Source organism: Effusibacillus pohliae DSM 22757 (genome assembly GCF_000376225.1).
Taxonomy (GTDB): domain Bacteria; phylum Bacillota; class Bacilli; order Tumebacillales; family Effusibacillaceae; genus Effusibacillus; species Effusibacillus pohliae.
In genome coordinates, this window is record NZ_AQXL01000133.1 from 29077 (window position 1) to 54067 (window position 24991).

At 56.4% G+C, this 24991-nt stretch carries 23 protein-coding genes and 1 pseudogene; 18 read left to right on the top strand and 6 right to left on the bottom strand.

Annotated elements, in window-relative coordinates:
• Window positions 1-12 precede the first annotated feature (12 nt).
• The 13 genes and pseudogenes from C230_RS0116080 to C230_RS0116140 all read left to right on the top strand — a co-directional run bounded on the left by C230_RS0116080 (window position 13) and on the right by C230_RS0116140 (window position 11426).
• A complete protein-coding gene (locus C230_RS0116080) occupies window positions 13-660 on the top strand; it encodes a CoA transferase subunit A (RefSeq protein ID WP_040393862.1) in 648 nt (215 codons plus the stop codon).
• Window positions 657-1340, top strand: a complete 684-nt coding sequence (locus tag C230_RS0116085; RefSeq protein ID WP_018133083.1) for a 3-oxoacid CoA-transferase subunit B — start codon at window positions 657-659, stop codon at window positions 1338-1340. The genes C230_RS0116080 and C230_RS0116085 overlap by 4 nt, the downstream gene beginning before the upstream one ends.
• A 31-nt stretch (window positions 1341-1371) precedes the next feature.
• Complete coding sequence (locus C230_RS0116090) at window positions 1372-1584, top strand: hypothetical protein (protein WP_018133084.1); 213 nt, start codon at window positions 1372-1374, stop codon at window positions 1582-1584.
• Between the two features lie 19 nt (window positions 1585-1603).
• Entirely contained in the window at window positions 1604-2647 is a 1044-nt protein-coding gene (locus tag C230_RS0116095; RefSeq protein ID WP_281168955.1) for an ABC transporter substrate-binding protein, read from the top strand.
• A gap of 81 nt (window positions 2648-2728) precedes the next feature.
• The gene (locus tag C230_RS0116100) at window positions 2729-3613 is read left to right on the top strand and encodes a branched-chain amino acid ABC transporter permease (RefSeq protein ID WP_018133086.1); all 885 of its coding nucleotides are present in this window, start codon (window positions 2729-2731) and stop codon (window positions 3611-3613) included.
• Window positions 3610-4632 (top strand): branched-chain amino acid ABC transporter permease, encoded by a 1023-nt coding sequence (locus C230_RS0116105; RefSeq protein ID WP_018133087.1) that lies wholly within the window; start codon window positions 3610-3612, stop codon window positions 4630-4632. Before C230_RS0116100 ends, C230_RS0116105 begins: the two co-directional genes overlap by 4 nt.
• Window positions 4625-5353 carry an ABC transporter ATP-binding protein gene (locus C230_RS0116110; RefSeq protein WP_018133088.1) on the top strand — a complete coding sequence of 243 codons (729 nt, stop codon included), beginning with the start codon at window positions 4625-4627 and terminating at the stop codon, window positions 5351-5353. Before C230_RS0116105 ends, C230_RS0116110 begins: the two co-directional genes overlap by 8 nt.
• Entirely contained in the window at window positions 5340-6044 is a 705-nt protein-coding gene (locus C230_RS0116115) for an ABC transporter ATP-binding protein (protein WP_018133089.1), read from the top strand. Before C230_RS0116110 ends, C230_RS0116115 begins: the two co-directional genes overlap by 14 nt.
• A gap of 94 nt (window positions 6045-6138) precedes the next feature.
• Window positions 6139-7335: a thiolase family protein gene (locus tag C230_RS0116120; protein ID WP_018133090.1), complete on the top strand. Its 1197-nt coding sequence runs from the start codon at window positions 6139-6141 to the stop codon at window positions 7333-7335.
• Between the two features lie 18 nt (window positions 7336-7353).
• The gene (locus C230_RS0116125; RefSeq protein WP_018133091.1) at window positions 7354-8865 is read left to right on the top strand and encodes a hypothetical protein; all 1512 of its coding nucleotides are present in this window, start codon (window positions 7354-7356) and stop codon (window positions 8863-8865) included.
• Window positions 8866-8947: 82 nt separating this feature from the next.
• Window positions 8948-10699, top strand: coding sequence for a sigma 54-interacting transcriptional regulator (locus tag C230_RS0116130; RefSeq protein WP_018133092.1), 1752 nt, complete (start codon window positions 8948-8950; stop codon window positions 10697-10699).
• Between the two features lie 58 nt (window positions 10700-10757).
• Window positions 10758-11000 (top strand): annotated as a pseudogene (locus C230_RS0116135) (enoyl-CoA hydratase-related protein); the annotation flags it as partial.
• 12 nt (window positions 11001-11012) lie between these two features.
• Window positions 11013-11426, top strand: coding sequence for a PaaI family thioesterase (locus C230_RS0116140; protein WP_018133094.1), 414 nt, complete (start codon window positions 11013-11015; stop codon window positions 11424-11426).
• An 82-nt stretch (window positions 11427-11508) separates the two neighbouring features.
• Here the strand turns inward: C230_RS0116140 and C230_RS22700 are convergent, their stop codons facing one another.
• The gene (locus tag C230_RS22700) at window positions 11509-11670 is read right to left on the bottom strand and encodes a hypothetical protein (protein ID WP_018133095.1); all 162 of its coding nucleotides are present in this window, start codon (window positions 11668-11670) and stop codon (window positions 11509-11511) included.
• A 261-nt stretch (window positions 11671-11931) separates the two neighbouring features.
• Between C230_RS22700 and C230_RS0116150 the strand changes: the two genes are divergently transcribed.
• Entirely contained in the window at window positions 11932-13020 is a 1089-nt protein-coding gene (locus tag C230_RS0116150) for a heme biosynthesis protein HemY (RefSeq protein ID WP_018133096.1), read from the top strand.
• Window positions 13021-13399: 379 nt separating this feature from the next.
• Here the strand turns inward: C230_RS0116150 and C230_RS0116155 are convergent, their stop codons facing one another.
• The 4 genes from C230_RS0116155 to C230_RS0116170 all read right to left on the bottom strand — a co-directional run bounded on the left by C230_RS0116155 (window position 13400) and on the right by C230_RS0116170 (window position 18716).
• Window positions 13400-15169, bottom strand: a complete 1770-nt coding sequence (locus C230_RS0116155) for a methyl-accepting chemotaxis protein (RefSeq protein ID WP_018133097.1) — start codon at window positions 15167-15169, stop codon at window positions 13400-13402.
• A gap of 358 nt (window positions 15170-15527) precedes the next feature.
• On the bottom strand, window positions 15528-16415 hold the full coding sequence (locus C230_RS0116160) for a patatin-like phospholipase family protein (RefSeq protein ID WP_018133098.1): 888 nt from the start codon (window positions 16413-16415) through the stop codon (window positions 15528-15530).
• Between the two features lie 111 nt (window positions 16416-16526).
• Window positions 16527-17504 carry a lysylphosphatidylglycerol synthase transmembrane domain-containing protein gene (locus C230_RS0116165; RefSeq protein WP_018133099.1) on the bottom strand — a complete coding sequence of 326 codons (978 nt, stop codon included), beginning with the start codon at window positions 17502-17504 and terminating at the stop codon, window positions 16527-16529.
• Complete coding sequence (locus C230_RS0116170; protein ID WP_018133100.1) at window positions 17505-18716, bottom strand: MFS transporter; 1212 nt, start codon at window positions 18714-18716, stop codon at window positions 17505-17507.
• A 121-nt stretch (window positions 18717-18837) separates the two neighbouring features.
• On the opposite strand from C230_RS0116170, the gene C230_RS22705 reads away from it, so the two are divergent.
• Window positions 18838-18999 carry a hypothetical protein gene (locus C230_RS22705; RefSeq protein ID WP_018133101.1) on the top strand — a complete coding sequence of 54 codons (162 nt, stop codon included), beginning with the start codon at window positions 18838-18840 and terminating at the stop codon, window positions 18997-18999.
• Between the two features lie 185 nt (window positions 19000-19184).
• On the opposite strand, the gene C230_RS0116185 is transcribed toward C230_RS22705, so the two are convergent.
• A complete protein-coding gene (locus C230_RS0116185) occupies window positions 19185-20399 on the bottom strand; it encodes an NAD(P)-dependent malic enzyme (RefSeq protein WP_018133102.1) in 1215 nt (404 codons plus the stop codon).
• Between the two features lie 395 nt (window positions 20400-20794).
• On the opposite strand from C230_RS0116185, the gene C230_RS0116190 reads away from it, so the two are divergent.
• From C230_RS0116190 to C230_RS0116200, 3 genes are read left to right on the top strand one after another with little or no spacing between them, the layout of a single operon-like run.
• Window positions 20795-22132, top strand: coding sequence for an FAD-binding oxidoreductase (locus tag C230_RS0116190; RefSeq protein WP_018133103.1), 1338 nt, complete (start codon window positions 20795-20797; stop codon window positions 22130-22132).
• A 1-nt stretch (window position 22133) separates the two neighbouring features.
• Window positions 22134-23522, top strand: coding sequence for a (Fe-S)-binding protein (locus C230_RS0116195; protein ID WP_018133104.1), 1389 nt, complete (start codon window positions 22134-22136; stop codon window positions 23520-23522).
• Window positions 23519-24949, top strand: a complete 1431-nt coding sequence (locus C230_RS0116200) for an FAD-binding oxidoreductase (RefSeq protein WP_018133105.1) — start codon at window positions 23519-23521, stop codon at window positions 24947-24949. The genes C230_RS0116195 and C230_RS0116200 overlap by 4 nt, the downstream gene beginning before the upstream one ends.
• Window positions 24950-24991 lie beyond the last annotated feature (42 nt).

Below are 24991 nucleotides of genomic sequence, written 5' to 3' on the forward strand. Positions count from 1 at the left end.
CCTGCAAAATTTATGACGGCGCAAGAGGCTATTTCGTTGATACCGAACGGAGCAAGCATAATGGTCGGAGGATTTGGCTTGTCGGGGCAGCCTCTGTCCCTGATCGAGGCATTGCTGAAGACCGATGTCAGGGATTTGACCGTGATCAGCAACAATGTCGGGCAACCGGGGCAGGGGCTTGGCAAACTGTTGCTCGACAATCGGCTGAAAAAGGCGATCGGAACCTACTTCACCAGCAACCCGGACGTTTCCAGGTTTAAGCGGGAAGGCAAGCTGGAAGTGGAATTGCTGCCGCAGGGTACGTTCAGTGAAGCGATCCGGTTGGGGGGCAGCGGCATCCCGGCGTTTTACACACCGACCGCGGCAGGCACTCTGCTGGCGGAAGGAAAGGAAACGAGAGTTTTCGACGGCCGCGAATATGTGCTGGAGAGAAGCCTGCGGGCGGATGTGTCGCTGATCAAAGCGTACAAGTCGGACCGCTTTGGAAATCTGATCTACTATAAAACGGCGAGAAATTTCAATCCACTGATGGCGATGGCGGCCGATCTGACAATTGCGGAAGTGGACGAAATCGTTGAGATTGAAGAACTGGACCCGGAAATCGTTGTGACACCTCATATCTTTGTCGATATTGTAGTCCGGAAGGAGGTGATCGCATGATCGATTACCGGCCCTACATCGCCTGGCGGGCGGCGCAGGAACTGGAAGACGGCGATATCGTCAATCTGGGGATCGGGATCCCTGTCTTTGTGGCGGATTACATTCCTCCCGAACGGCAAGTGTTTCTACACTCGGAAAACGGTATTTTGGGTGTTGGGCCTACCCCTCCGCCCGAACGAGTCGATCCGGATCTGATCAATGCCAGCAAACTTCCGATTTCGGAGATGCCGGGGGCGTCATACTTCGATTCTGCCCTGTCGTTTGCGATGATGCGGGGCGGACATGTCGACAAAACGGTGATTGGTGCCCTGCAGGTCAGCGAAACAGGAGATATTGCCAACTGGGCGGTTCCCGGCAAAGACGTGCTCGGAGTGGGAGGGGCGATGGACTTGATCGTAGGGGCCCGGACGGTGATCGTTGCGACGACCCACCTGGCCCCTGACGGCAAGCCGAAGTTGCTTCCCTCCTGCACTTACCCGCTGACAGCCAGAGGCGAAGTCGATATTCTAGTGACAGAATATTGCGTATTTCGTTTTGTCGATTCGAAAATGATACTGGAAGAATTGGTTGATGATATGTCACTCGAACGATTGAAAGAGATTACGCCGGCGAACTTCGAGTTGTCACGGAACTTTCGGGTCGTCCACCGGCCAGATTGGCTTAAGCAAACTGCGTCGTAACCAATAACGGGAGAGAAAGAGGGGGTTAAACATGAATTTCAAAAAACGATTGGTGTCTGCTGCATTATCCGCCACGTTTGTAACGGGTCTGCTGGCCGGATGCTCAGCCGGTACGTCGGGCTCGGCGCAATCGTTAAAAATCGGGGTGGCGTTCCCGGTGTCGGGCAATCTGGCGAAAATCGGGCAAGCCTGTACAAACGGCGTTGAAATTGCGAAGGACATTGTAGAAGGACATTGTAAATGAACAGCCGAACGCCAAGAAAATCGAGTTGGTGAAAGCGGACATCCCGGATGCGACTGCTGCGGTCAACGAAGTGAACCGCTTGATCAGCCAGGAGAAGGTAAAGACGATTGTCGGGGTGTATGCAAGCCCACTGGCGATGGCCGCGTCGGAAGTGACCGAACGGAACAAGGTGGTGCTGTGGGAAGTGGCTGCCACCGACCCGCGGGTCACCGGCAGGGGATACAAGTACATTTTCCGGCCGAATCCGAATGCCTCCAGTTACGGGCCGGCGACGATCGAATTTTTGACGAAAGAAGTGGCGCCAAAACTCGGGTTGCAACCCTCCCAGATGAAACTTGCGATTTTACGTGAGGACGGGGATTTTGGCACGGGTGTCACGAACGCGACGAAGGAAGCGGCGCAAAAAGCGGGCATACCTGTCGTCGGGGAAATCAAATACAATGCCAAGACGACCAATGACATGACATCGATCATTCTGCAACTGAAGCAACTGAATCCCGACGTTTTGGATGTGGTTCAATATGACACCGATGCACAATTGTTCTGGAAACAGGCAAAACAACTGGGGTACAGCCCAAAAGTGGTGATTGGCAACGGCGCCGGCCAAAGCTCCGACAATTTTGGCCAAACATTCGGCAAGGATGCGAACGGTGTGCTGGATACATCGAGTGCGATGGTGATCAACAAGCAGGCCCTCACACCGGAAGCCCAACAGCTCGAGGAGCAGTTTTTCAAACGCTACAAGGAAAAATTCGGGAAAGAGCCGGATCTGATCGCAAAACTGGCGTTTTCTTCCGCTTATGTGCTATTTCACGACGTCTTGCAAAAGACGGGAACCACCGACTCCGAGAAGGTTCGTCAACAGGCTCTGGCGCTTGATCTGCCGGTAGGCTCGACCCCTGTTGGCTGGGGAGTCAAATTTGGCGAGGATGGCCAAAACACCAGGGCGCAGATGGCGGTGATGCAGTGGCAAAGCGGCAAATTGAATGTGGTGTATCCGGAAAAATTCGCGGTTGAGAAAGCGATCCTCATTCCGCTTCCCGCTTGGAATGAACGGAAATAGCAGGGATGATCAGCAGGGAGGGACCGGTCAAACGGGTTGTCCGTCTGACCGGTCCGCCTGAAAGACAAGGGGGGTGAACAAATGGATATCGTTCTGCAGCTTTTGGTGTCGGGCGTTTTGTTGGGCGGAATTTATGTGCTGGTCAGCATCGGGCTGACTTTGGTGTTTGGCGTGATGAAGATCGTCAATTTCGCGCACGGGGATTTTCTGATGTTGGGGATGTTCGGCGCTTTCTTCCTGTTTCAGTCGCTTGGGCTGAATCCGTACGTGTCCATTTTCGTGATGGCGCCGGCACTGTTTCTGCTGGGAACGATCGTCTACCAAACGATCGTCGGGCGAACGATTTCGCGGTCACCCGTCGTCCAGATCTTTGCGTTTATCGGGTTGTCGGTCGCCTTGCAAAACCTCGCGCTGGTTCTGTTTTCCGCCGATTATCGCGCGCTCAACACGCCGCTTGTGAACAAGGTGTTTCAGGTGGGGCCGGTGCATGTCAGTTTCGCGCTGCTGGCAGCTTTCCTGGTCGCGAGCATCATCACGCTGCTGCTGTTTTTGTTCCTGCATTACACCTATACCGGGAAAGCGATTCGTTCCGCTTCGCAGGATCGATTCGCCGCTACGCTGATGGGGATCTCGAACCAGAAGATTTATCGGTTCACTTTCGCTCTCGGCCTGGGACTTTTGGGAATCGCGGGATGTCTGTTGATTCCGATCTATTCTGTTTATCCGACTGTCGGTGAACAATTCGCACTGATCGCATTTGTTGTGGTGGTACTCGGCGGACTGGGGAGTCTGCCGGGAGCGGTTGCGGGGGGAATTTTGATCGGGTTGATCGAGACATTGAGCAGTTATTTTATTGCGCCGTCGATGAAGCAATTGGTGTACTTCTGCGTGTTTATTCTGATCCTGATCCTGCGTCCCAACGGTTTGTTCGGAAAACCGGGCGCTGCGGAGGTGGCGGCGGAATGAGTCTGGAACAGGTCGGTGCTTCGGTGCCGGTGGAGAAAAAGCAAAAATTCACTCTGAAAAATGGCATGCAGCTGGCGGGAATCCTCCTATTGCTCCTGCTGCCGCTCGTTTTGCAGGAGCAGGATTTTCTGGTTGACACTTTGATTATGATCGCCCTCTGGGGGTTCGTCGCAAGCGCCTGGAACATAGTCGGCGGCTACGGCGGAATGTTGTCGCTCGGACATGCCGCGTTTTTCGGCATTGGCGCCTACACCTCGACGATTTTGTTTGTCAAATACGGAGTTTCGCCCTGGATTGGAATAATGGCGGGGGCTGTGGTGGCGGGATTGTTCGGACTTTTTATCGGAGCTGTTACGCTGCGTTTGCACGGTCCGTTTTTTTCACTCTGCACGATCGCGGTGGCGGAAGTTCTGATGATTATCGCGATCAATTGGCATTCCCTGACGCACGGCTCCGGCGGCATTCCCGTTCCTTTCCGGCCCGGCGCCGTCAACATGATGTTTGACAACAAGGTGACCTATTTCTATCTGGCGGTTGCGCTGCTGGCAATTCCTTACGGATTGTCCCGCTGGATGAACCGTTCCCATTTTGGCTATTACCTGATCGGCGTGCGGGAAAATGAACAAGCGGCGCTTGCGCTTGGTATTTCCAGCGTGAAAATTCGCCTGATCGCGATGGTGATCAGCAGTTCCCTGACAGCGATGGGCGGAACATTCTACGCCCAATACATCGGCATCGTCGAGCCTTTGCACGAGTTTTCCTTCCAGTTGTCCGCCCAGATTGCCCTGATGGCGATTATCGGCGGCATCGGCACAGCCGGCGGGCCGATTTTTGGAGCGGCCCTGATCACTCTCCTGGGGACCGTGCTACGTTCAACGCTGGGCGGGGCACAGGGGGGAGTACAGGCGGTGGTGTACGGGTTGTTGCTTGTGGTGGTGGTTCTCGTTATTCCACAAGGCATTGTGCCGTGGTTTAACAGGTTCATGGCGAAACGGAAGCGAGGGTCTGTCCATGCTTAGCGTGCAACATCTGACAAAACGGTTCGGCGGATTGGTAGCGGTCGACGATGTCAGCTTTGAGATTGAGGAAGGGACCATTTTCGGAATTATCGGACCGAACGGAGCGGGAAAAACCACGTTGTTCAACTTGATCACGGGCAATCTTGTGCCGGACAAAGGGGAGGTTCGTTTCCAGGGGCAGCCGATTACCGGCAAAAAACCGCATCAAATCGCTGCGCTTGGAATTGGACGGACGTTTCAGATTGTCAAACCGTTTGCCGGCCTGACGGTGGAACAAAACGTGATGATGGGAGCCCTGCCCAAACACGCTTCGTTTCATGATGCGAAACAGTATGCCCGCAATGTCATCGATCTGTTGGAAATGACGCCGTATCTCAATGAAGAAGCCCGCTCCCTGCCTGTCGGGTTGAAAAAGAAACTGGAACTGGCGCGGGTACTTGCGACAAAACCCCGTTTGCTGTTCCTCGATGAGGTGATGGGAGGGCTGAATCCGAAGGAAGTGCAGGATATGTTGCAAGTGGTTCGCGATTTGAACCGGGAACAGGGGATTACGATCTGTATGATCGAACACGTGATGGCTGCCGTTGTGGCTTTATGCGAAAAAATCGTCGTTTTGCAGCAAGGGCGCAAACTGGCGGAAGGTTCGGCTGCAGAAGTCACCCGCAACCCGGTGGTGATCGAAGCGTATCTGGGAGGCGATTTTGCCCATGCTGGAACTTAACAACGTCAATGCCTATTACGGTGACGTGCAGGTGTTGCGAGACATTTCGTTATCTATAAGAAAAGGAGAAATCGTGACGATTGTCGGGGCAAACGCAGCGGGCAAGTCGACGATTCTGAAGGCGATTTCCGGGACGGTCCCGAATGCGGAGGGAAGCATCCGGTTTCAAGGCGAGGAATTGACCGTCATTCCCGCTCACCAACGGGTGGAAATGGGATTGGTACATGTTCCGGAAGGCAGACGGCTGTTCCCGCACTTGAGCGTCCGGGAAAATCTGGAGATGGGAGCATACATCAAACGAGCCCGGTTGCAAAGGATGCAAACGCTGCAGTACGTATATGGCCTGTTGCCGCGGCTGAAGGAACGCGAGAAGCAAATGGCCGACAGTTTGAGCGGCGGCGAACAGCAGATGTGTGCGATCGGCAGAGGACTGATGGCGAGACCGGAGCTGCTGATGTTGGATGAACCGACGTTGGGGCTTGCGCCGATTTTGGTGCAATGGGTGTTTCAATTGATCCGTCAGATTCGCGACTCGGGAGTAACGATCCTGCTGGTCGAACAGAACGCCCACAAAGCTTTGGAAGTCGCCGACCGCGGATATGTGCTCGAGAACGGACGTATTGTCATGGAAAGTACGGGTGACGAACTGCTACGCGATCAAGGGCTGCGCAAAGCGTATCTTGGGATGTAACGCGCATCCATATGCGGCCAAGTGCGTACTAGTGAAGCGGAGTGGCATGGAAGAGGGATCTTGGAATGTGACAGCATCATGGGGAGGGAAGAAGATGAGCGGAGTTGTCATTGCCGAAGCTGTTCGAACAGCGATTGGAAAAATGGGCGAGACGCTGCGAGATGTTGAGGTCGATCATCTGGCGGCGAAAGTCATTGACGAGGTTTTAAAACGCAGTGGCATTGAAGGAACGGAAGTGGATGAGGTTATCATGGGGCAAGCCAAACAAAGTACGGACGCGCCGAATATGGCGCGGGTCGCCCTACTGCGAGCGGGGCTGCCGGTTGAGGTGCCTGGTTATACCGTGCATCGGCAATGCGGTTCTGGACTGCAGGCGATCAATAACGCTGCGCAGCAGATCCAGTGCGGGCTTGCCAACATCATTGTGGCGGGCGGGGCGGAAAGCATGAGCACAGCCCCCTATTACATTCGGGGTGCCCGCTATGGACTGCAAGCGGGCAACGGACAACTGCTTGACCCAAATACGGAAAGCCAGCCCCGCTCACAGCCGCCGGAAATCTACGGCAACGATTTGACGATGGGAATGACGGCCGAAAACCTCGCCGAAAAATACAGCATCAGCCGGCAGGAACAGGACGAGTTTGCTTTTCTCAGCCAAAGCCGTGCGGCATATGCCATATCAGCCGGCAAATTTAAAGATGAGATTGTTCCTTATGAAATCAAGGGGAAAAAGGAAACGATCCAGTTTGAAGTGGATGAACATCCGCGACTTACCTCGATCGAAAAATTACTCACTTTGCCGCCCGTTTTCAAGCGGAACGGGACGGTGACCGCCGGCAATTCCAGCGGCCGCAACGACGGGGCGGCAGCCGTGCTCGTGATGGCGGAGTCAGAGGCGGAAAGGCGCGGCTTGAAACCGAAAGCGCGGATTTTGGCGCAGGCCGTATCAGGGATTTCACCGGAGATTATGGGAATTGGTCCGGTTCCCGCCACCCGCAAGGCGTTACAAATGGCAGGCCTGCAGTTGGAAGATATCGATCTGATCGAATTGAATGAAGCATTTGCCGCACAGGCGTTGGCTGTCATTAAGGAGTTGGGGGTCGGACTGGAAAAAGTGAACGTGAACGGCGGAGCGATTGCGCTCGGGCATCCGCTGGGAGCCACCGGAGCGATCCTGATGATCAAACTGTTGAACGAAATGGAGCGTCGCGGCGCCCGTTACGGGCTGGTCACGCTTTGCATCGGCGGCGGACAGGGAATCACGACGATTGTTGAAAATCTTCGGCGATAACCGGGAGATGACTTTACAATGGTGCCACTTTGGCTGGAAGGGACAGTGCGCCTGTCCCTTTTCGCTTTGGCAATCCTGCATTTGGTGGATGTGTTTTTCGACGCAACCTGGTCCCATAGGGCGCTGTACGTGATCCTTGTTTTCCTGTTGTTGACGGGGTTGTTCGCGGTGCGGGGAATCGCTTTGATTATAAGCGGTCTGATGCTGTTCTTCGGGCACCTGTTGCTGTTCCTGCACGGGGGAACTTTTGGCCAATGGGGAGACGCGATCACGAAAAACGTACCGCTATTGAGTTTGCTGATTCTGGTACCGCTGATTCAGATACCGTTTCAGGCGGGCGGATTTCTGCAGGCGGTCGAGCAGTTTGTCAGACGTTCCTTTGATTCGCAACGGAAAGTCGTGATTGTGTTTGGAACGGTGGTGTTTGTGATCGGTTCCTTGTTGAACCTGGGAGGTCTACGCTTTTTGTCCTCCCTGGCGGAACCGATGGAGCAACGCTACGGCGATTTGGTGCTGCGAATCATGTGCCGCAGCTTTGTATCGAGCATCATGTGGTCTCCTTATTTTGCTACAGTTGGGCTGACCCTTTTTTACCTGCATCTGCCGGTGCAAACTTTTCTGCCGCCGGCATTGACACTATCGCTGTGCAGCCTGGCGGCCGCGTTTTCGTATACATTGTTCGAGGAGTCTCGCGTTGTTTCAGCAACCATCCGCTCTGACGCCGGAGGGTTGATACCGGAAATGGCCAGCGCGGCGGAACCAGCCTGGGACGGCCCGGGCGATACCCGTTCGCTCGGGAAGTGTTTAGACGCACACCGAATAGGCGGAGATGATCGTAGGGACGTAATCGGATCACACGGAAACTGTACCAGCGGAACCGAGTCCAGGCGCAAACTGCAGGTATTTTTTCTGCTGCTCTTTTGCCTTCTGGCAGCCGCATTTGTCCTGGAACAGGTGACTCGCCTGTCGATGCTGACAGTGATCTCCGTTTTGTCTCTCTGCTTTCCGCTGCTTATGTGGGGCTTTGTCGACAAGACGGGAGCGTTGCAAGGGGTGAAAGGCTACATGAGTGGCATCAGCAAACTGGTGACCGAAGTGATGCTGTTCACTTCAGCCGGCTTTATGGGCGGGGTACTTTCGACACTCGACCTGGGAAGCAGGGTGGCGGGGGTGTACGGCCCGTTGGCGAAGTGGGGCGTATATCCGGTGATTTTCGCTTGCATCACCACCGTGCTGCTGCTTGCGCTCCTGTTTGTCCATCCCATCTTGAGCGCGACAGTCCTTCTGACATCGGTTCCGCCTGATTTTCTGGGAATTCATCCGATCACGATGGGGTTGTCCGTGCTGGCGGGATGGTCGATCTCCATGACCGTTTCTGTGATTTCTCCGTTTATTGTGATCATGTCGGGCATTTTTGAAAAAAATCTGCTGGAAGCAGGCTGGCGGCAAAACAGGCGGTATATGCTGGTCATGACAATTTTTCTGAGCCTTGTGATATGGGGGATCGACAGGCTGTTTCTGCACGCCTGAACAGCTGATTGCAAAGAGGAATCCGGTTGACCGAAAGAGAAGTCATAACAAGCGGGGGACTTCACGGAACGGGGGAATCGTCATGCAGAAAGTCAAAGAAGCGGCGGTCGCTGCAAGCATTGAGATTGGCGTTGTTCTGCTGAACCGTGTGGGATCTGTCATTTTTGCAAATGATCCGATCAGGCGATGGTTGGGACAATCAAACGGGCAACTGATAAAAGAATTTCTCATCGGGGAGGACCGATTGTCCCGGATGCTTGATTCGGGGACATCGGCCGACTGGCACGTGTCGCTTGGCCAACTGGACCTGCAAATCAATGCGTACCCGTATTTGAACGAACGGAATGAGCCGGGCATTTTGTTGACAGTGTACAACACGGTTCCAATACAGAACATGCAGCAGCGATTGCTTGAGATGAAGGCGGCGGCGGATGAGCTGGATGCGATTTTTCAAAATTCGTACGATGCCATTTACATCGTGGACGAAAACGGAATCACACTGAAAACGAATGACGCGATCGAGCGGCTGACAGGCATTCCGAAGGAATATTATATCGGCAAGGATCTGCGTTATCTGGAAAAGCGGGGGATCGTCCAAAAATCGGTCTCGTTCGAGGTGATGAAACAGAAAAAGCCGGTTACTGTCATCCAGGAGAACGCCCTGGGCAAGGTGTTGCTGATTACGGGAAGTCCCGTTTTCAACGAGCAGGGAGAGGTCATCCGGATCGTCACCAATCTGCGGGACATCTCCGAGTTAAATCGCCTGCGGGAAGAGTTGTCGCAATTGCGTAAATTCCATGCCGGGGATGAGCCGGTGGTCGTTGTCAGCAAAGCGATGCAGAAGGTGGTTGACCTCGCCCGGCGGGTGGCCAATACCGATACCACAGTGCTGTTGTTGGGCGAATCGGGTGTTGGGAAAGAAGTGGTGGCCCGCATGATCCACCGAAACAGCGGACGTTACGAAAAAGGGGCGTTCATCAAAGTGAACTGCGGAGCCATCCCGCCAGAACTGCTGGAATCGGAACTGTTCGGCTACGAGTCGGGTGCGTTTACCGGCGCCAAAAAGGACGGCAAACCCGGCATGTTTGAATTGGCTCATGAAGGCACACTGTTTCTTGACGAGATCGGCGAGTTGCCGCTCCATCTGCAGGTAAAGCTGCTGCGGGTGCTGCAGGATCAGGAATTCCACCGCGTGGGGGGCGTCAAGCCGATCAAGGTGAATGTCAGGATCATTGCCGCCACCAACCGCGACTTGAAAAAGATGGTGGCGGACGGTACATTCCGGGAAGATTTGTACTACCGGCTGCATGTGGTGCCGATCGAAATCCCGCCTTTGCGCAAACGACAGGCGGACATTCTGCCGTTAATCCGGTTTTATCTAGACAAATTCAACCGCAAATACCAGTCGGCCAAGACCATGAGTAGCGAAACTTTGCAGATATTGCAGCGATACAGGTGGCCGGGCAACATCCGGGAACTGGCCAACCTGATCGAGCGGCTGTTGGTGACCATCCCGTCACACGAGATTCGTCCCGAACATCTGCCGAATTTGGATACTTCGGCGTGCTTTCAGGCAAAACAGGCGTCCGGGAGGGATTGGCAAGACGCGGATCCGGCCGTCTCTTCCGCAAACCCGGACGTTTTCCTGGACACGATCGGACAGGCGGGAGGTTTGCAAGCGGCGATCGAACAATATGAACACAAACTGGTGGAAGCCGCCTATCAGCGATTCGGCAGTTCGTATGAAGTGGCGAAAGCGCTGAAGATCAGCCAATCGACAGCCATCCGCAAGGCGTACAAATATGGAATTCGAATCAAAACGGAAGAGGTGTGATTGATGGAATACAGAAATATTTTGATCGAGGTGGAGGAAGGTATAGGGGCTAGTCACGCAGGTGACTCAGCCGGAAAACTTGATTCCGGCCGTTCGTGCCACAGCCGATGCGATCCTTGCCAAAGGGCCGCTTGCGGTGCGGCTGGCCAAGTTGGCGATCCAGACGGGGCTGGAGACCGATTTGCAGACGGGATTGGTAATTGAAAAATTGGCTCAGGCGGTTCTCTTCACAACGGAAGACAAGCGGGAAGGGACCAGCGCGTTCCTGGAGAAACGAAAACCCCATTTTCAGGGGAAATGACAGGAGGCAACCATGGCAGACACCAACTATTTGCAAGAACTGCAGGATTATTTCTCGGACGTTCCGTTTTGGCGGCATATCGGTTGCGTGATCGAAGACGTGGCGGATGGGCATGCGGTGCTTTCCCTGAAAATTGAACCGCATCATCTGAACGGAAATCTAACGGTGCACGGCGGCGTCTATGCCACCCTGCTGGACAACGCGATGGGCTTGGCGGCACGGGCAACGGCCGGCCGCTTTCAGGCAACCACTCACATGAACGTCCATTTTCTGGCGGCGGTCGATGCGGGCACGATCTATGCCCGCGGCCGGGTGGTGCATCGGACGAAACGAACCGTCACCACGGAAGCGCGAGTGGAAACAAAAGACGGGACGCTGTTGGCGATCGCCACCGGGACATTCCGGGTGTTTCAGGAGCGTGCGTGAGCGACTTGGGGTTTGATTGGCGATGCCAACTGGCACGCCTGCAGGCCATGGCGGTTGCTGGGGCTGCGTTTCCAGCCGCCGTTTAGGTGATCGACGGCTTGCTTAACGGGCAAGCGGGGATGGGAACGACATCCGGCACATCGTACAGCATCTTGTGTAAAAAATAGCATGTTTCCGGCAGGTGGTGTTCGAGAAACCGGAGGGTGACCCGGCTCAGCACCTTGCATGCGGGCGTTTTTGCCATTGGATTTTTTCGTAAACTTTGTTTCTATTTTCCACATGCCGTGAGCACGCTTCTCTTGGCATAACAAATGTGATGTTCGGAGGTATATTGAAGAGTCAAGCCATTACGCGGAGCGCATTTCTCCACAAGAGAAGGGAATGAGACCCGTGATGTCGAAAATCCTGGATGGGTGATTCGCGCATTCTGGATGTGCTGTTGGCTGCTTGGAAAACCCACTGAGCATGTGGCAGGGAAACCTTTTTCTGTATGGGAGGAAACAGAATGGAATCTGCAAAACGCGCCCGCCTTGAGGGGCGGAAAACCGGAGCATTTGATCAGGAGTACGGGAAGCGGGGCGAAACGGAGACGATGTTTGAAGAAGCGTTGGAACAGATGGGGAAGGGACATCACAAAAAAGCGTTCAAGCTGCTGCAAAGTGTCCTGCGGATTTCCCCTGAGTTTGTGCCAGCCTACTTTGGACTTGCCATTCTGTCTTTGCACAAAGAAGACAGGGCCGGGTTTGAGGAACAGATGCGGCTCGCGTATGAACATGCCGCTCAGGAAGATGAGAAGGTTGAGGTTCTGATTACGAAATCACAAATGCTGCTCGACTATGGGGAGCCGGAAAAAGCTTTGGAAGTGTTGAAGGAATGTCAGGCCGAACACCCGGGCCATTCCCTCCGGCTCAATACTCCCCTGGTCGAAGCGTATCTGGAACTGGACAGGAAAGAAGACGCGTGGAACCTAGTGCAGTCAGCTATCCCCTCACAGGAAGCGCAGCATCCGGACCATTTTCCGATTTTCATCAACTGGATCTTGCTAATGATAGAACTGGAAAAATGGGACTTGTGGGGAAAAATTCAAACTCGCGTCAAGCAGTTTCTGAAATCGATCCAGGAGGAGGAAGATCGGTCGAGCATTCTGGAAACCCTGCTGGAGGAACACGACGAGTATTTCGAGTTGGCTTGCTACCGGGGTGCGGAGGTGTTTGCCGATTTGGCCCATTTTTTGGATCCGATGAATCCCGATTTGTTTGAAATCAGGAAAAAAGCGCGTGAAATGGCGCAATTGGAAAGAGAGTTCGAGCGCATGCGGGATGATGAGCAGCTGTTTCCATTGGTTCAACTGCAAGCTGTCGAATGGTTCTATGAATACGTGCTGGATCCGGATACATTCTCGGAAATGATGAATGAGATTCCGCCTGACGTACTCAGTCAGTTGGAAATGATGAACGAGGAATATGCCGCCGGGATTCTCAGACTGAAAAAGGAGTACCCGCTGCTGTACAAGCATGATCGGGACAGGTGGGACAAGCTGTTTGCAGAAAAAACGGCCGGTTTGAATCGTGAGGCGAGACGACGGCTGAAGTAGAAAGTGGCCCAAGCGATACAAAACACCTGTTGCCTAAATCCTGTAGACGAATCATGCTACACTGGTATCACCCGAAAAGTCATAGGCCCCACGCTGAAGGCGGGGGCTTCTGCGCCAGAAGGTTCGTGACAACCACTCAAATGGAGGGGCTGGCCGCCATCAGGCAAATGGCTGTTTTGTCGAATTGGCTGGACAAGTCTCTGCCAAATGAAGCCAGGCAGTCCACATTACAAATCGTGTGCTCCAACGACTTTCAAAAAGATCGCAGTAAAGTTGCACGGAGCATAGGATTTCGGTGCAATTTTTGTTTTCGACAGCGATTTCGCTCCGTCAATGATTCTATGGTTAATCCTATGGCAGATGCAAATGTTGATTTTTGTCAAACTGCAAACTTTCTTGTCTCGTCATCCAGTTGATTCATCATGTTGACCAGTGTGAGAGTCGATTGTTGCAACTGTTCCGCCTCGATCAGCTGCCGTTCGCTGATCGCCTGCACCTGTTCCGCACTGGCCAGTGTGTTACGCGAAATGACGCGTACCGCCGCCAATTTATCCTTCAACTCCAGCACTTGCTCCGCCCATTTTTCAAGCAGCCGGACCGTGCCGGTGACCTTTTCCTCCGTCTCCCGAATCCCTTGCTGCACGCTTTGCATCGCCTCTTTTGCCTGCATCGCTTCCGCCAGGCTGTGCTCCATTTCCTGCTTTCCGGTTCGTGTCGCCTCGATCGCCCGCACCGCTTCGCGTTCGATCGACTCCGTGAAGCGGTCGATCTCTTCCGCCGCCCGCTTGCTCTGATCTGCCAGTTTTCGCACCTCCTGTGCCACCACAGTAAATCCGCGTCCTGCTTCGCCCGCCCGGGCCGCCTCGATCGTCGCATTTAGGGACAGCAGATTGGTTTGCTCGGCGATTCCCCGGATCGTTGCCAGAATGCCTCTGATTTGCTGCATCCCGTTGACCAGCCGGACGACCGAGTCGCTGGTTTCCTCCGACAGGATCGCGGCCTGCTGCATACGCTGCGCGCTTCCTTCGACCACCGGCATTCCCCGGTCGATGTCCCGTTTCATCCGCTCTGCGATGCTGCTTGTCTCCTGCATGATGGCCACCAGTTGGGCCGCCTGTTCGCTCATCTCTGACATACGGGCTGCCGACACATCCACTGCGCTCGCCTGTTGCCGCGCTCCGTTTCCGATTTCCTGCATCGCAACCGACGTTTCCCGAAACTCCTGTCTGTTTTTCTCAACCGCTGCCAGCAGCGAACGGGAAGCGTCTGTTCCCGCACCGATCCCGCTGTTCAGTCGCCGGATCAGCGCGCCTATCGTTTGCAACATAGCGTTCAGCCTGGCTCCCACAGCCGCCAGTTCCTGCACCACGTTTGTCTCCTGCATCCGCACCCGCAAATCGCCGTCCGCCACCTGTTCCATGACTTTTTGCATCGCGGACAGCGGCCGCACCATTCGGCGGATCAGCCAGAGGATCGCCCACACGCTGAAGACCAGCACCACCACCGCAACCGTCAGCGCGATCATCCGTACCCGGTACACGGACGCCAGATACCCATCATCCAGCACCTCCAGGACGTAGTACCATCCTTTTTCCGGGATCGCCTCGAAAATCACGGTTCGCCGCTGACCGTCCCGCTGGGTGGCCAGGACGCCGGTTTTCTTTGATTTGATCTGCGGGAACGCATTCGGGTCAAGCCCGGTTTGCGGCGGTTGGGCGAGTACCGTTTCGCCCTGTTCCGTGAGGACCCATTGTCTCGGCTGCCAGCCGTTCTGATTCAAGCGGGCCGCTTCCTTGGTCAGCAAATAGTCGATCTCCCCAGGTAACTGCCTGGAATCGACGGTGCTGAGCAGCAGATTCACTTTTTCGTGCAGGATGGCGGCCGACCGTCGGAGGTCGCCGATCACCAGGGAGCGGATCGTTTTTTCCGCCTGAAAATAGACCAACCCCCCAGTCGTCAGCACCGCCAGCACGATTAGGAGCGCCACGGCAAACGACAATTGTCCGCTCAGGGTGCGCGACAAAATCAACCGGCGTTTTCGCGCGGCAAGCGGATCAAATACCCGATTTCCTTTGAAAAAACCGGGCCACTCCTTTTGTAGGATCGCATTCAGTAAATCGTGCCACTTGTTGAACCCGTTTTTTTGCATACGCTTCCCCCAATGTTCGACAGGTTATGCCCACAATGTAGCAGGTGAATGTAAAGCCCGTGTAATTGTAAGGTTAATTTTGGGACAAGAGAGCGCACAAAAACCCCGGTTCGCGTACTAACCGGGGTTTACAGCCGGAATTCATTTTCGGCTGAGATGTTCAACAGCTATGTTGTTTCGCAACAGGGGTGGCAGAGGGAGAAGCATTGTTGAGTGGGCCAGAGAAGCGTTGCAATCCGGAAAACCGGGCATCGACCGAACACCGGCACGGCGGCCGCCACTACCGTGAAAGCGTCGGAATCCGGAAAATCAGGCATGCTTGTTGAGGGAAACGCGGGGATTGGCCGCGTGGCGCTCTCTAATGAGAGACGTCTTCGAAAAGGGCCCGGATCTGATCGATCCGCTCGCGCGTGTAGCAGTACCCGGCTTCCACACACTGGGCCACTTTGTGAAAATCGAGCGCGCCCACATAGCCGACGTGCGGGTGCAGGGACAGGTCGGCATGCTGGTGCTCGTACGCCATTTGATCCCGCAAGTTGAGATTGATCACATGCGCAAAAATTGACAGAGCGGAGCGCAAATCGCCAACATCGGCGTTGGCGAAAGCGGTTACCGTGTCGACGGCGATCACCCGTTTGGCGCCCAACGCCCGCACCACTCGCACCGGGCAATTGAGGGATACGCCGCCATCGGCCAGGATGTACCTCTGCCAGCGAACCGGTTGAAAGATCACCGGAATCGCGCAGCTGGCCTGGACCGCCTGGCCGATCGTCAGCTCCGATTCGGTCCGGTATCCCGGCACGGGTTTGTTGGCAAACACAACCGGCTGCCCGTCGCGCAGATCGGTGGCCACAATGCCGCATGCCATGCGAAAAGCGGACAGCGGCTGGCCATCGGTCAGCTCCTCTACCAGCAAGCGCAGCCGGGTTCCTTTGATCCAGCCGTCCAGGTGCGGACGGCGCAGCAAAATTTTGGCGAGGATCGCCTTCCAGTCATAGTCCAAATGGCGTTTGGTAAACCGCGGCATGATCCGCTTCATTTTTTCAGGTGAAAAACCGTATGCATACAGAGCGGCCACCATCGCCCCGGAACTGCTTCCGGCGATCTGGGTAATGGCGAATCCCGCCTCTTCCAGCGCCTTGATCACGCCAACAGCGGCCGCTCCGGATACGCCGCCTCCCGCCAGCGCCAATCCCACCGGCAGCCGGTTTGTGCCGGGCGGCGGCGCGGCCATGTCGGTGTTCATGCATGTCACCATCCTTTTTTTGATCACGGATGATCAACTCGGCGTTGCGATGTGCACGGAAGCACGAATGCCGAACACGCCGCTTTTTGCCTCCGTGCCAGTTGGGCCGGTTCACTCCACCGCCTTCCGTCGCAGATTCCACCAGGCCAGCAAACCAAACGGGATCGGCAGCCAGTAGGTGAATCCCCGGTACAGCAAGGTGACTGCCGCCGCAAGCTCGGTTGGGACGCCCAGCAGGGCGAATGTACCGACCATTGACAGTTCGAACACCCCCAACGTGGTGGGCAGAAACGTCAAAAATGAGAGAAGGATTGCAATGCTGTAGCCTGTCCAGATAAGCGGCAGCGAAACCGTCGAATGAAACGCCGCAAAACAGATCCACAGCATCGCCACCCGAACCGGATACAAGCCCCATAGCAATAACAGGGGGAACAACAAGTCCCGCCTGTTTTGCCAACTCCAGCGCGTATACGCATGGGTTGATTCGACGGCCGACAGCAGCCGGGGATACCTGCTGAGCAGCGGCCGGTTTTGCAGGCGGCGGATGACCGATTCGGATCCGCTCACCGCCGCCACCCCGAGCACAAACGCCACACATCCGGCAGCGAGGCCGATCAAGAGCGGCGCTTGGTTAGGCAGGGGCACTGAATCGAGCACAAAAAGCGGGATCAGCAACAGCGGAACGATCTGTGCGTATCCCAGCACGAATGTGGTGGCCGTCATTTTGATCGAGTCGGACACTGCGATGCCGCACCTGCGAGCCAGCCACACAAATGAACTCATGCCGGCTGCTCCACCGCTCGGCAACAGCCGTTCGATGGTTTCGGCCGCCAAGAGCAGTTGCAGTTGATCGAACAGCGAATGGCGGACACCGAGCGACCGGTAGACTAGCCGGTTTGACTGCGCGGCCAGCGTCAGGAAAAGGATTTCCAGCGCGGCAAGCACCGCGATCGTATCGGGTTCAACCTGCTTCAGATAGAACGGCAGCCGGGAGAGATCGGAGCGTCTGGCGTGGACGAACCAGGCGAGCACTCCAAGGCCCGAAAGGAAAAACAGGTACCTGGCGTTCGCATACACTCGTCGCTTCAATCAATCCACCAGTTCCTTCGCGCGCGTTTCCTGGCCGAGCAGCAACACGGTAAGCGCCCCCAGCAGTGTGATCGCAAAGAAGATGTCAAAAATGACGGCGAACGGAACGTGTGCTGGTGCCAGATATCCGATCAACAGCGGGCCCAGGATGCCGCCGATGCGGCCGACTGCCGCCGCCATGCCCGAACCGGTGGTGCGGAACGCGGTTGGATACTGTTCCGGTGTGTACGCATAGAGCGCACCCCACGCACCGAGGTTGAAAAATGACAACAGGATGCCCGCCGTGACCAAACCGGTCGTACTGGTGGCATAGCCGAACGCGTAGGCACTGACAGCCGTCAGCGCGAGATAGCTGACGAGCACGAATTTGCGGCCGATTCGTTCGATCAGCCAGGCGGCGCTAAAATAGCCCGGCAATTGGGCAAGCGTCATGATCAATACGTACTGGAAGCTTTTGATCAGGGTGAAGCCCTTCATCACCATCACGGTCGGCAGCCAAAGAAAAATTCCGTAGTAAGAGAACACGACGCAAAACCAGAGAACCCACAGCATCAACGTCGGGCGGGCATATTCGCGCGACCAGACGGCGACCATGTTGCCGAGCAGCGAACGCTGCTGCCGGGCAGCTGCCTGCAGACGCGGCGAGTCGGGCAGATTCCAGCGCAGATACACCGCATACAATGCCGGCACGGCTCCGGCCAGCAGGGCGGCTTGCCAACCGTAAACCGGAATGATGAAAAAGCCGACGATCGCCGCCAACAGCCAACCGCCCGCCCAAAAGCTTTCCAGCAGCACGACGATCCGCCCCCGCTGGCGGGCCGGTACGCTTTCCGACACGAGCGTGGCGGCCACCGGCAATTCGCCGCCCAGCCCGACCCCGATCAGGAAACGCAACAGCGCGAGCACCGCAAATGTCGTGGCGAGCGCCGACAGCCCGCTGGCAATGCTGAACAGCAGCAAGGTGAAGAGAAACACCGGTTTCCGCCCCACACGGTCGGCGAGCACTCCGGCCAGCAAGGCGCCGACCGCCATGCCGATCCCGTTGATGCTGCCAAGCAAGCTGATCTGCTCGGCACTTAAGTTCCAATCGGCTTTCAGGGCGGCGAAAATGAAAGCCGCCAGCCCCACATCCATTGCGTCAAACAGCCAACCGATGCCTGCGATCGCCAGCAGTTTGCGGTGGGCTGACCATTTCGCGGCCAATGTCGTCATCGGGGATCCTCCTTCGATACATCCTTTGTGATTGTGATTTTGTGATTTTTAGAACAAATGGTTGTTACTCCATTTGTAGCGAAAAATTTTGTGAAAAACAAGAACAAAGTCGGCATCTGCGATGCTGGTTTCGGCGGAGATTCAGGGGGCATTGTCGGAATTGGCGGTCGCGATGGAATCGAAAGGGTTTGACGGTTCGCGCAATCGAACTTTTTACCGGGAAGTTCGGATCGGGGCTGCAGATGCTGTTTTTGCCGGATTGCTGCGGCGATCAATGGGCTGATCATCACCATTTCATGAGGGGGGCGGGGCCGCCGCACTGGAAGTCGAGCGGAAACGGATGGAGCAGCATTTTCTGATCTCCATTCAGTATGAGTACCTGTTCAGGGAAATGGCCTACCGCAAAGAGACCTGGCCTGTATAACGGCACAAAAAACCGGCGAGCGGCCGAAACAGGCCTTCGCCGATTTATAACACCGACAGCTTTTGGTCGCCTTCCGGCAGGCCGACACTCCTTGCGACGCCGGAATCGACTGCAGCTTTCGCAACGGCTGCCGCCACACTTGGCGCCACCCGCACGTCGAACGGATGCGGGATCACATATTCGCTCCGCAGCTCTTCCTCACTTACCAAACCGGCGATCGCATAAGCGGCAGCCACTTTCATTTCCTCATTGATGGCGGTTGCCCGAACATCCAAAGCACCGCGGAAAATACCGGGAAAAGCCAGCACATTGTTGATCTGGTTGGGATAGTCGGAACGGCCCGTCCCCACCACTTTCGCGCCGGCTGCCAACGCCGCTTCCGGCAGAATCTCCGGGTCCGGATTGGCCATCGCAAAAATGATCGGATCCCGGTTCATGCTCCGCACCATCTCTTGCGTCACCGCACCGGCCACCGATACGCCGATAAACACATCGGCGCCGGCGATTACATGTTCCAGGGAGCCTCTGATTTTTTCCGGGTTCGTGTTTTTCGCGACCATTTCCTTGATCGGGTTCATTCCCTCCGTCCGCCCGTCAAAAATCGCCCCCTTCGTATCGCACAGGATCACGTGGCGAACGCCCATCGACAACAACAGTTTGACGATCGCGATGCCGGCTGCCCCGGCGCCGTTGATGACGACACGAATCGCCTGCAGGGACTTGCCGACCACTTTCAAGGCGTTGATCAAACCGGCCAGCGTCACGATCGCCGTCCCATGCTGGTCGTCGTGAAACACAGGGATGCTCATTTCCTGTTTCAACCGTTCCTCGATGATGAAACAGGCGGGGGCGGCGATATCTTCCAGATTAACGCCGCCAAACGTCGGCTCCAGCAGTTTGACGGTCTCGACGATCCGGTCGACATCGGTTGTGTTGAGACACAGTGGCACCGCATCCACACCGGCAAACCGTTTGAACAGAATCGCTTTTCCTTCCATCACCGGCAGCGCCGCTTCCGGACCGATATTGCCCAGGCCGAGCACGGCCGTTCCGTCGCTCACCACCGCCACCAGATTGCCCTTGCTGGTGTATTCGTACACTTTCTCCTTTCGGTTAAAGATCTCCTTGCAGGGCTCCGCCACTCCCGGCGAATAGGCGAGGCTCAGGTCGTGCGCATTATTGACCGATACTTTCGATACAACGCTCAGCTTCCCTCGGTGCGACCGATGCAACTGCAGGGCGTCCTCCCGCAAAGCCATGCAAACCACCATCCTTGTCGTTCTGCAAAAACAGGCCTTGTTCCGAATGGCGGAACAACGTTCTGTTGATTGATATTGACCTTACTATACCACCTTTCACACGGTTTGGGAATATCTTTTTCGTCTTTTCTGATATTTCGTTACTTTAATTGCGACACATGATCAGGGGATCATGTGCACTGGACAATATTTTGCCGATTTTTTATAATATTCTCAGTCATCGAGTCATCTGATCTCATGTATGTGCCGGAGCGGGCGGGGTGAAACATCCCCCGGTGGAAGCGCTTTCTAAAAGGCGCATTCGCAGACTCCACTGTATCGTACATCCAGAGGCAGGGACGAGTTCTGAACCGTTGGCGAATGCAAGTTTGCGATCAGGTAGAGGAGGGGAGAGGATGCAAAAAGCAGCGGTTGACGGATGGAAAATCCGTTCCGATTTGCTGGAACTGGTTGGCTCCGCATCTGTATCGGAGTGTTCCGGCGTGTTGAAACGCAAGTTAGGAATCTCTGCCGCTGACCTGCTGCTGGTCGAACCGGACAGCGAGGAGCAGGTTGCGGCGGTGCTCGCATATGCCAATCGACGGCGCTTGGCGGTGGTGCCGATCGGCAACGGGCAGCAGCTGCATATCGGATCGGTCCCATATGCCGTCGATCTGTTGTTGTCATCGCGGCGGTTGAACGGGTTTGTGGAACACTCGGTAGGCGACCTGACGGTGACCGTGAAAGCGGGGACCCCATTTCAGGAACTGCAGGAATATTTGAAACAGCACGGCCAATTCGTCCCGGTCACGCCGCCCACCTTAGCCAGGTCGACGATCGGCGGGCTGGTGGCGACCGCCGCCATCGGGCCGGAGCGGGTGTTGTACGGCTCCTGGCGGGATCATGTGATCGGCTTGCGGTTGGTCTACCCGAACGGGCAGGTGATCCGGACAGGCGGCAAAGTTGTAAAGAACGTGGCCGGATACGACATGAACAAACTGTTCGTCGGCTCGCACGGCACGTTGGCTTTCATCGCGGAAGTGACGTTGAAACTGCGGCCCTACCCGAAGCACCGTGAATTGGTGCTGGCGGTCAGTGAGGGACCGGCCCAACTGATCGAATTGGCGGCGCAGGTCCTCGCGTCGGAGTGCATTCCAAGCGCATTGGAATTGATTCGCGCGAAGGACAGCGGGAGCAGAGAAAACGGAACCGGCTCGTACCGCTTGGCCATCGGCTGTGACGAGGTGGAAAGCGCCGCTCGCTACCAGGACAATCGCATCCGGCAAATGGCGGCAGACATCGGCGGCATTCAACTGACCACCCTGGTAAACGAAGACGTGGAAACATTCTGGTCCGTCTACCGGGACGCGTGGCAGCAAACAACCGCCGATTCCCTGCTGATCCGTGCGGCCTGTCCGCTGCCGCAGATGGAAACGGTGCTCCGGCGGTTTGAAACAGAATCCGCAACCCGCCATGTCAAAATCGAATACGCGGCCAGCCTCGGCACCGGCACGTTGCGGATCCGGCTGCAGGCGGACGATGGCGGGACACTGGTCGACACGGCGGCGAGCTTGCGGGAACTGGCGGAGGCAACCGGCGGCTACGCGGTGATTGAACATGCGGAGCCGGAACTGAAGCGGAAGCTGGACGTCTGGGGGACGATTCGCGGCGGACTGTCGCTGATGAAAGGCATCAAACAAACGATTGACCCGGCCGGCATCCTCAGCCCCGGCCGCTTCGTGGGAGGGATCTGACATGAGCGGCGGCAACCATCAATTGACGCTGGCGAATTCCACGAATTCCAACTACAAATGGCCCGACCCGCCCGATCCCGACAAATTTTCCGTCTGCGTACACTGCGGCTTGTGCCTGGACGCCTGCCCGACCTACCAGGAAACGGGCAACGAAGCGCAGTCCCCGCGCGGCCGGGTGTATCTGATCAAGGCGGTGGCGGAAGGAAAATTGGAGATCAACGATTCGTTCATCGATCCGGTTTTCCGCTGTCTGGATTGCCGGGCGTGCGAAACCGCCTGTCCATCGGGCGTTCAGGTGGGAGCGCTGATTGAGGAGGCGCGGGGCCAGATTCGGCAAGCGCAACCGTTGACCGGTTTCAAAGGGATCATCAGCAATGCCTTTTTGAAGGGGATTTTCCCCCATCCCAACCGGCTGCGTAAACTGGGCAAACTGACTCGATTCTACCAGAAATCGGGCTTGCAAAAAATGGCCCGCCGCACCGGCATCATGAAGCTGTTCCCGCCCCACCTGCGCGAAATGGAGGCCGCCATGCCGGAAGTGCCGGCGAGAACGTCGCGCGAGGCGCTCGGCACCTATCTGCCGGCGATCGGCCAAAAACGGGGCACGGTCGGCCTGCTGCTCGGCTGTGTGATGGATGTGCTGTACGCCGACATCAACATGGCGACCGCCCGGGTGCTGGCGAGAAACGGGTTTGACGTGGTGATGCCGCAGGCGCAGGGCTGCTGCGGGGCCCTGCAGGTGCATGCCGGCGAGCGGGACACGGCGAAACGGATGGCACGTACCAATATCGACGCGTTCCTGCAAGCGGGCGTCGACTACGTGATCCTGAACGCGGCGGGATGCGGCGCGGCGGTCAAGGAATATCCGGAACTGCTGCATTCCGATCCGGATTACAAAGAGAAAGCGGAGCAATTCTCTGCCAAGGTGCGCGACATTTCCGAATTTCTGGTGGAAGTGGGGTACGAGCCGCCGAAAGGCCGGGTCGAGCTGAAAATCACCTATCACGACGCGTGCCATCTGGCGCACGCCCAGAAAATCAGGACGCAGCCCCGCCAGATTTTGCGCTCGATTCCAGGGGTGGAACTGGTCGAGATGCGGGAATCGGACCGCTGTTGCGGTTCCGCCGGCATCTACAACCTGACGCATCCGGAAATGGCCGGCCCCCTGCTCGATCGAAAAATGGCTGACGTGCCGCAAGGCGTCAACTGCATCGCCACGGGCAACCCGGGCTGCATGATGCAGATTCAGGTCGGCGTCAACCGGATTGACGCTAGCATGGAAGTCGCCCACACGGTGACGCTGCTCGATCGGGCCTACCAGGCGGAAAAGGAATTGTCGCAGGAAGCGGCACAAGCCTATCAAACGGCTGGCGGGAGGGAAGGCGCATGACGCACGAGCAACTGATCGCCGAACTGCAAAAAATCGTAGGCAGGCAGTCGGTCCTCTACAAGCCGGATGACCTGCTGGCGTATGAATGTGACGGATTTACGATCAAGAAAAACCGGCCGCGAGCCGTGGTGTTTCCCGACAACACGGAGCAGGTGGCGGCGGTCGTCAAATTGCTGCACCGGGAGCGGATCCCGTTTATCCCGCGCGGGGCGGGCACCGGCTTGTCCGGCGGGGCGATTCCGATCGGCGGCGAGGTGCTGATCAGCCTGGTCAAGATGAAGCGGCTGTTGGCGGTCGATTTTCGCAATCGGGTGGCGGTCGTCGAACCGGGCCATGTCAATCTTCGGTTGACGAAAGCGATCGAGCACGAAGGCTATTATTATGCGCCCGACCCGTCGAGCGGGATGTCCTGTACGATCGGCGGGAATGTCGGAGAAAATGCGGGCGGACCGCACTGCCTGAAATACGGGGTGACCAGCAACCATGTGCTGGGACTGGAAATGGTGCTGCCAAACGGCGAGATCGTCACGCTCGGCGGCACGGTGCCCGATCTGCCCGGATATGATCTGACCGGCCTGGTGGTCGGATCGGAAGGCACGATGGGGATCGTGACGAAGGTGTTTGTGCGGATTTTGAAAAAGCCGCAGGGTGTCAAAACGATCCTCGCCCTCTACGATTCGGTGGAGGACGCCAGCCAGACGGTATCGGCGATTATTGCCGAGGGAATGATCCCCGGTGCGCTGGAGATGATGGATCGCATCGCGATTGAGGGCGTCGAAGCTGGCACCTATCCGGTCGGCTATCCGAAAGATCTGGCTGCCGTGCTAATTATCGAGCTGGATGGGCTGACAGCGGGAATGGAGGAAATGGCCAGCCAGATTGTGGAGATCTGCCGGCGTCACCATGTGCGGGAAGTCCGTGTGGCGCAAAACGACAAGGAGCGGGCCTTGTGGTGGTCCAACCGGAAAACGGCGTTTGGCGCGATGGGCAACCTGTCGCCCGATTATCTGGTGCAGGACGGGGTGATCCCGCGCAGCCGCCTGCCGGAAGTGCTGCAGCGAATCGCCGAGATTAGCCAACGTTCCGGCCTGCGCATCGCCAACGTGTTCCACGCCGGAGACGGCAACCTGCATCCGCTGATTTTGTTTGACTCCCGCAAGCCTGGCGAAACGGAACTGGCGGTCAAAGTCGGCTCGGAAGTGCTGCAGGTGTGTGCCGACGTCGGCGGCAGCATCACCGGCGAACACGGTATCGGAATTGAGAAGCAAAACGACATGACGAAAATTTTCACACAGGAAGAACTGGACGCACAAGTCGCCATCATGCGCGTGTTCAACCCGGATAACCTGTGCAACCCGGACAAGATTTTCCCGAAACCGTCCCGGTGTGCCGAGGTGAAGAAAGCGGCTGCAGTGCATACGCATTAATGGCAAGGCAAGTTGAACCGGTGCCTGATCGATGAAATAGGA

What these genes read in the sequence shown, in the direction of transcription:
- C230_RS0116080 (WP_040393862.1), top strand. Translation starts at nt 13, where the DNA reads ATGACGGCGCAAGAGGCTATTTCGTTGATACCGAACGGAGCAAGCATA.
- C230_RS0116085 (WP_018133083.1), top strand. Translation starts at nt 657, where the DNA reads ATGATCGATTACCGGCCCTACATCGCCTGGCGGGCGGCGCAGGAACTG.
- C230_RS0116090 (WP_018133084.1), top strand. Translation starts at nt 1,372, where the DNA reads ATGAATTTCAAAAAACGATTGGTGTCTGCTGCATTATCCGCCACGTTT.
- C230_RS0116100 (WP_018133086.1), top strand. Translation starts at nt 2,729, where the DNA reads ATGGATATCGTTCTGCAGCTTTTGGTGTCGGGCGTTTTGTTGGGCGGA.
- C230_RS0116105 (WP_018133087.1), top strand. Translation starts at nt 3,610, where the DNA reads ATGAGTCTGGAACAGGTCGGTGCTTCGGTGCCGGTGGAGAAAAAGCAA.
- C230_RS0116110 (WP_018133088.1), top strand. Translation starts at nt 4,625, where the DNA reads ATGCTTAGCGTGCAACATCTGACAAAACGGTTCGGCGGATTGGTAGCG.
- C230_RS0116115 (WP_018133089.1), top strand. Translation starts at nt 5,340, where the DNA reads ATGCTGGAACTTAACAACGTCAATGCCTATTACGGTGACGTGCAGGTG.
- C230_RS0116120 (WP_018133090.1), top strand. Translation starts at nt 6,139, where the DNA reads ATGAGCGGAGTTGTCATTGCCGAAGCTGTTCGAACAGCGATTGGAAAA.
- C230_RS0116125 (WP_018133091.1), top strand. Translation starts at nt 7,354, where the DNA reads ATGGTGCCACTTTGGCTGGAAGGGACAGTGCGCCTGTCCCTTTTCGCT.
- C230_RS0116130 (WP_018133092.1), top strand. Translation starts at nt 8,948, where the DNA reads ATGCAGAAAGTCAAAGAAGCGGCGGTCGCTGCAAGCATTGAGATTGGC.
- C230_RS0116140 (WP_018133094.1), top strand. Translation starts at nt 11,013, where the DNA reads ATGGCAGACACCAACTATTTGCAAGAACTGCAGGATTATTTCTCGGAC.
- C230_RS22700 (WP_018133095.1), bottom strand. Translation starts at nt 11,670, where the DNA reads ATGGCAAAAACGCCCGCATGCAAGGTGCTGAGCCGGGTCACCCTCCGG.
- C230_RS0116150 (WP_018133096.1), top strand. Translation starts at nt 11,932, where the DNA reads ATGGAATCTGCAAAACGCGCCCGCCTTGAGGGGCGGAAAACCGGAGCA.
- C230_RS0116155 (WP_018133097.1), bottom strand. Translation starts at nt 15,169, where the DNA reads ATGCAAAAAAACGGGTTCAACAAGTGGCACGATTTACTGAATGCGATC.
- C230_RS0116160 (WP_018133098.1), bottom strand. Translation starts at nt 16,415, where the DNA reads ATGAACACCGACATGGCCGCGCCGCCGCCCGGCACAAACCGGCTGCCG.
- C230_RS0116170 (WP_018133100.1), bottom strand. Translation starts at nt 18,716, where the DNA reads ATGACGACATTGGCCGCGAAATGGTCAGCCCACCGCAAACTGCTGGCG.
- C230_RS22705 (WP_018133101.1), top strand. Translation starts at nt 18,838, where the DNA reads ATGCTGGTTTCGGCGGAGATTCAGGGGGCATTGTCGGAATTGGCGGTC.
- C230_RS0116185 (WP_018133102.1), bottom strand. Translation starts at nt 20,399, where the DNA reads ATGGCTTTGCGGGAGGACGCCCTGCAGTTGCATCGGTCGCACCGAGGG.
- C230_RS0116190 (WP_018133103.1), top strand. Translation starts at nt 20,795, where the DNA reads ATGCAAAAAGCAGCGGTTGACGGATGGAAAATCCGTTCCGATTTGCTG.
- C230_RS0116195 (WP_018133104.1), top strand. Translation starts at nt 22,134, where the DNA reads ATGAGCGGCGGCAACCATCAATTGACGCTGGCGAATTCCACGAATTCC.
- C230_RS0116200 (WP_018133105.1), top strand. Translation starts at nt 23,519, where the DNA reads ATGACGCACGAGCAACTGATCGCCGAACTGCAAAAAATCGTAGGCAGG.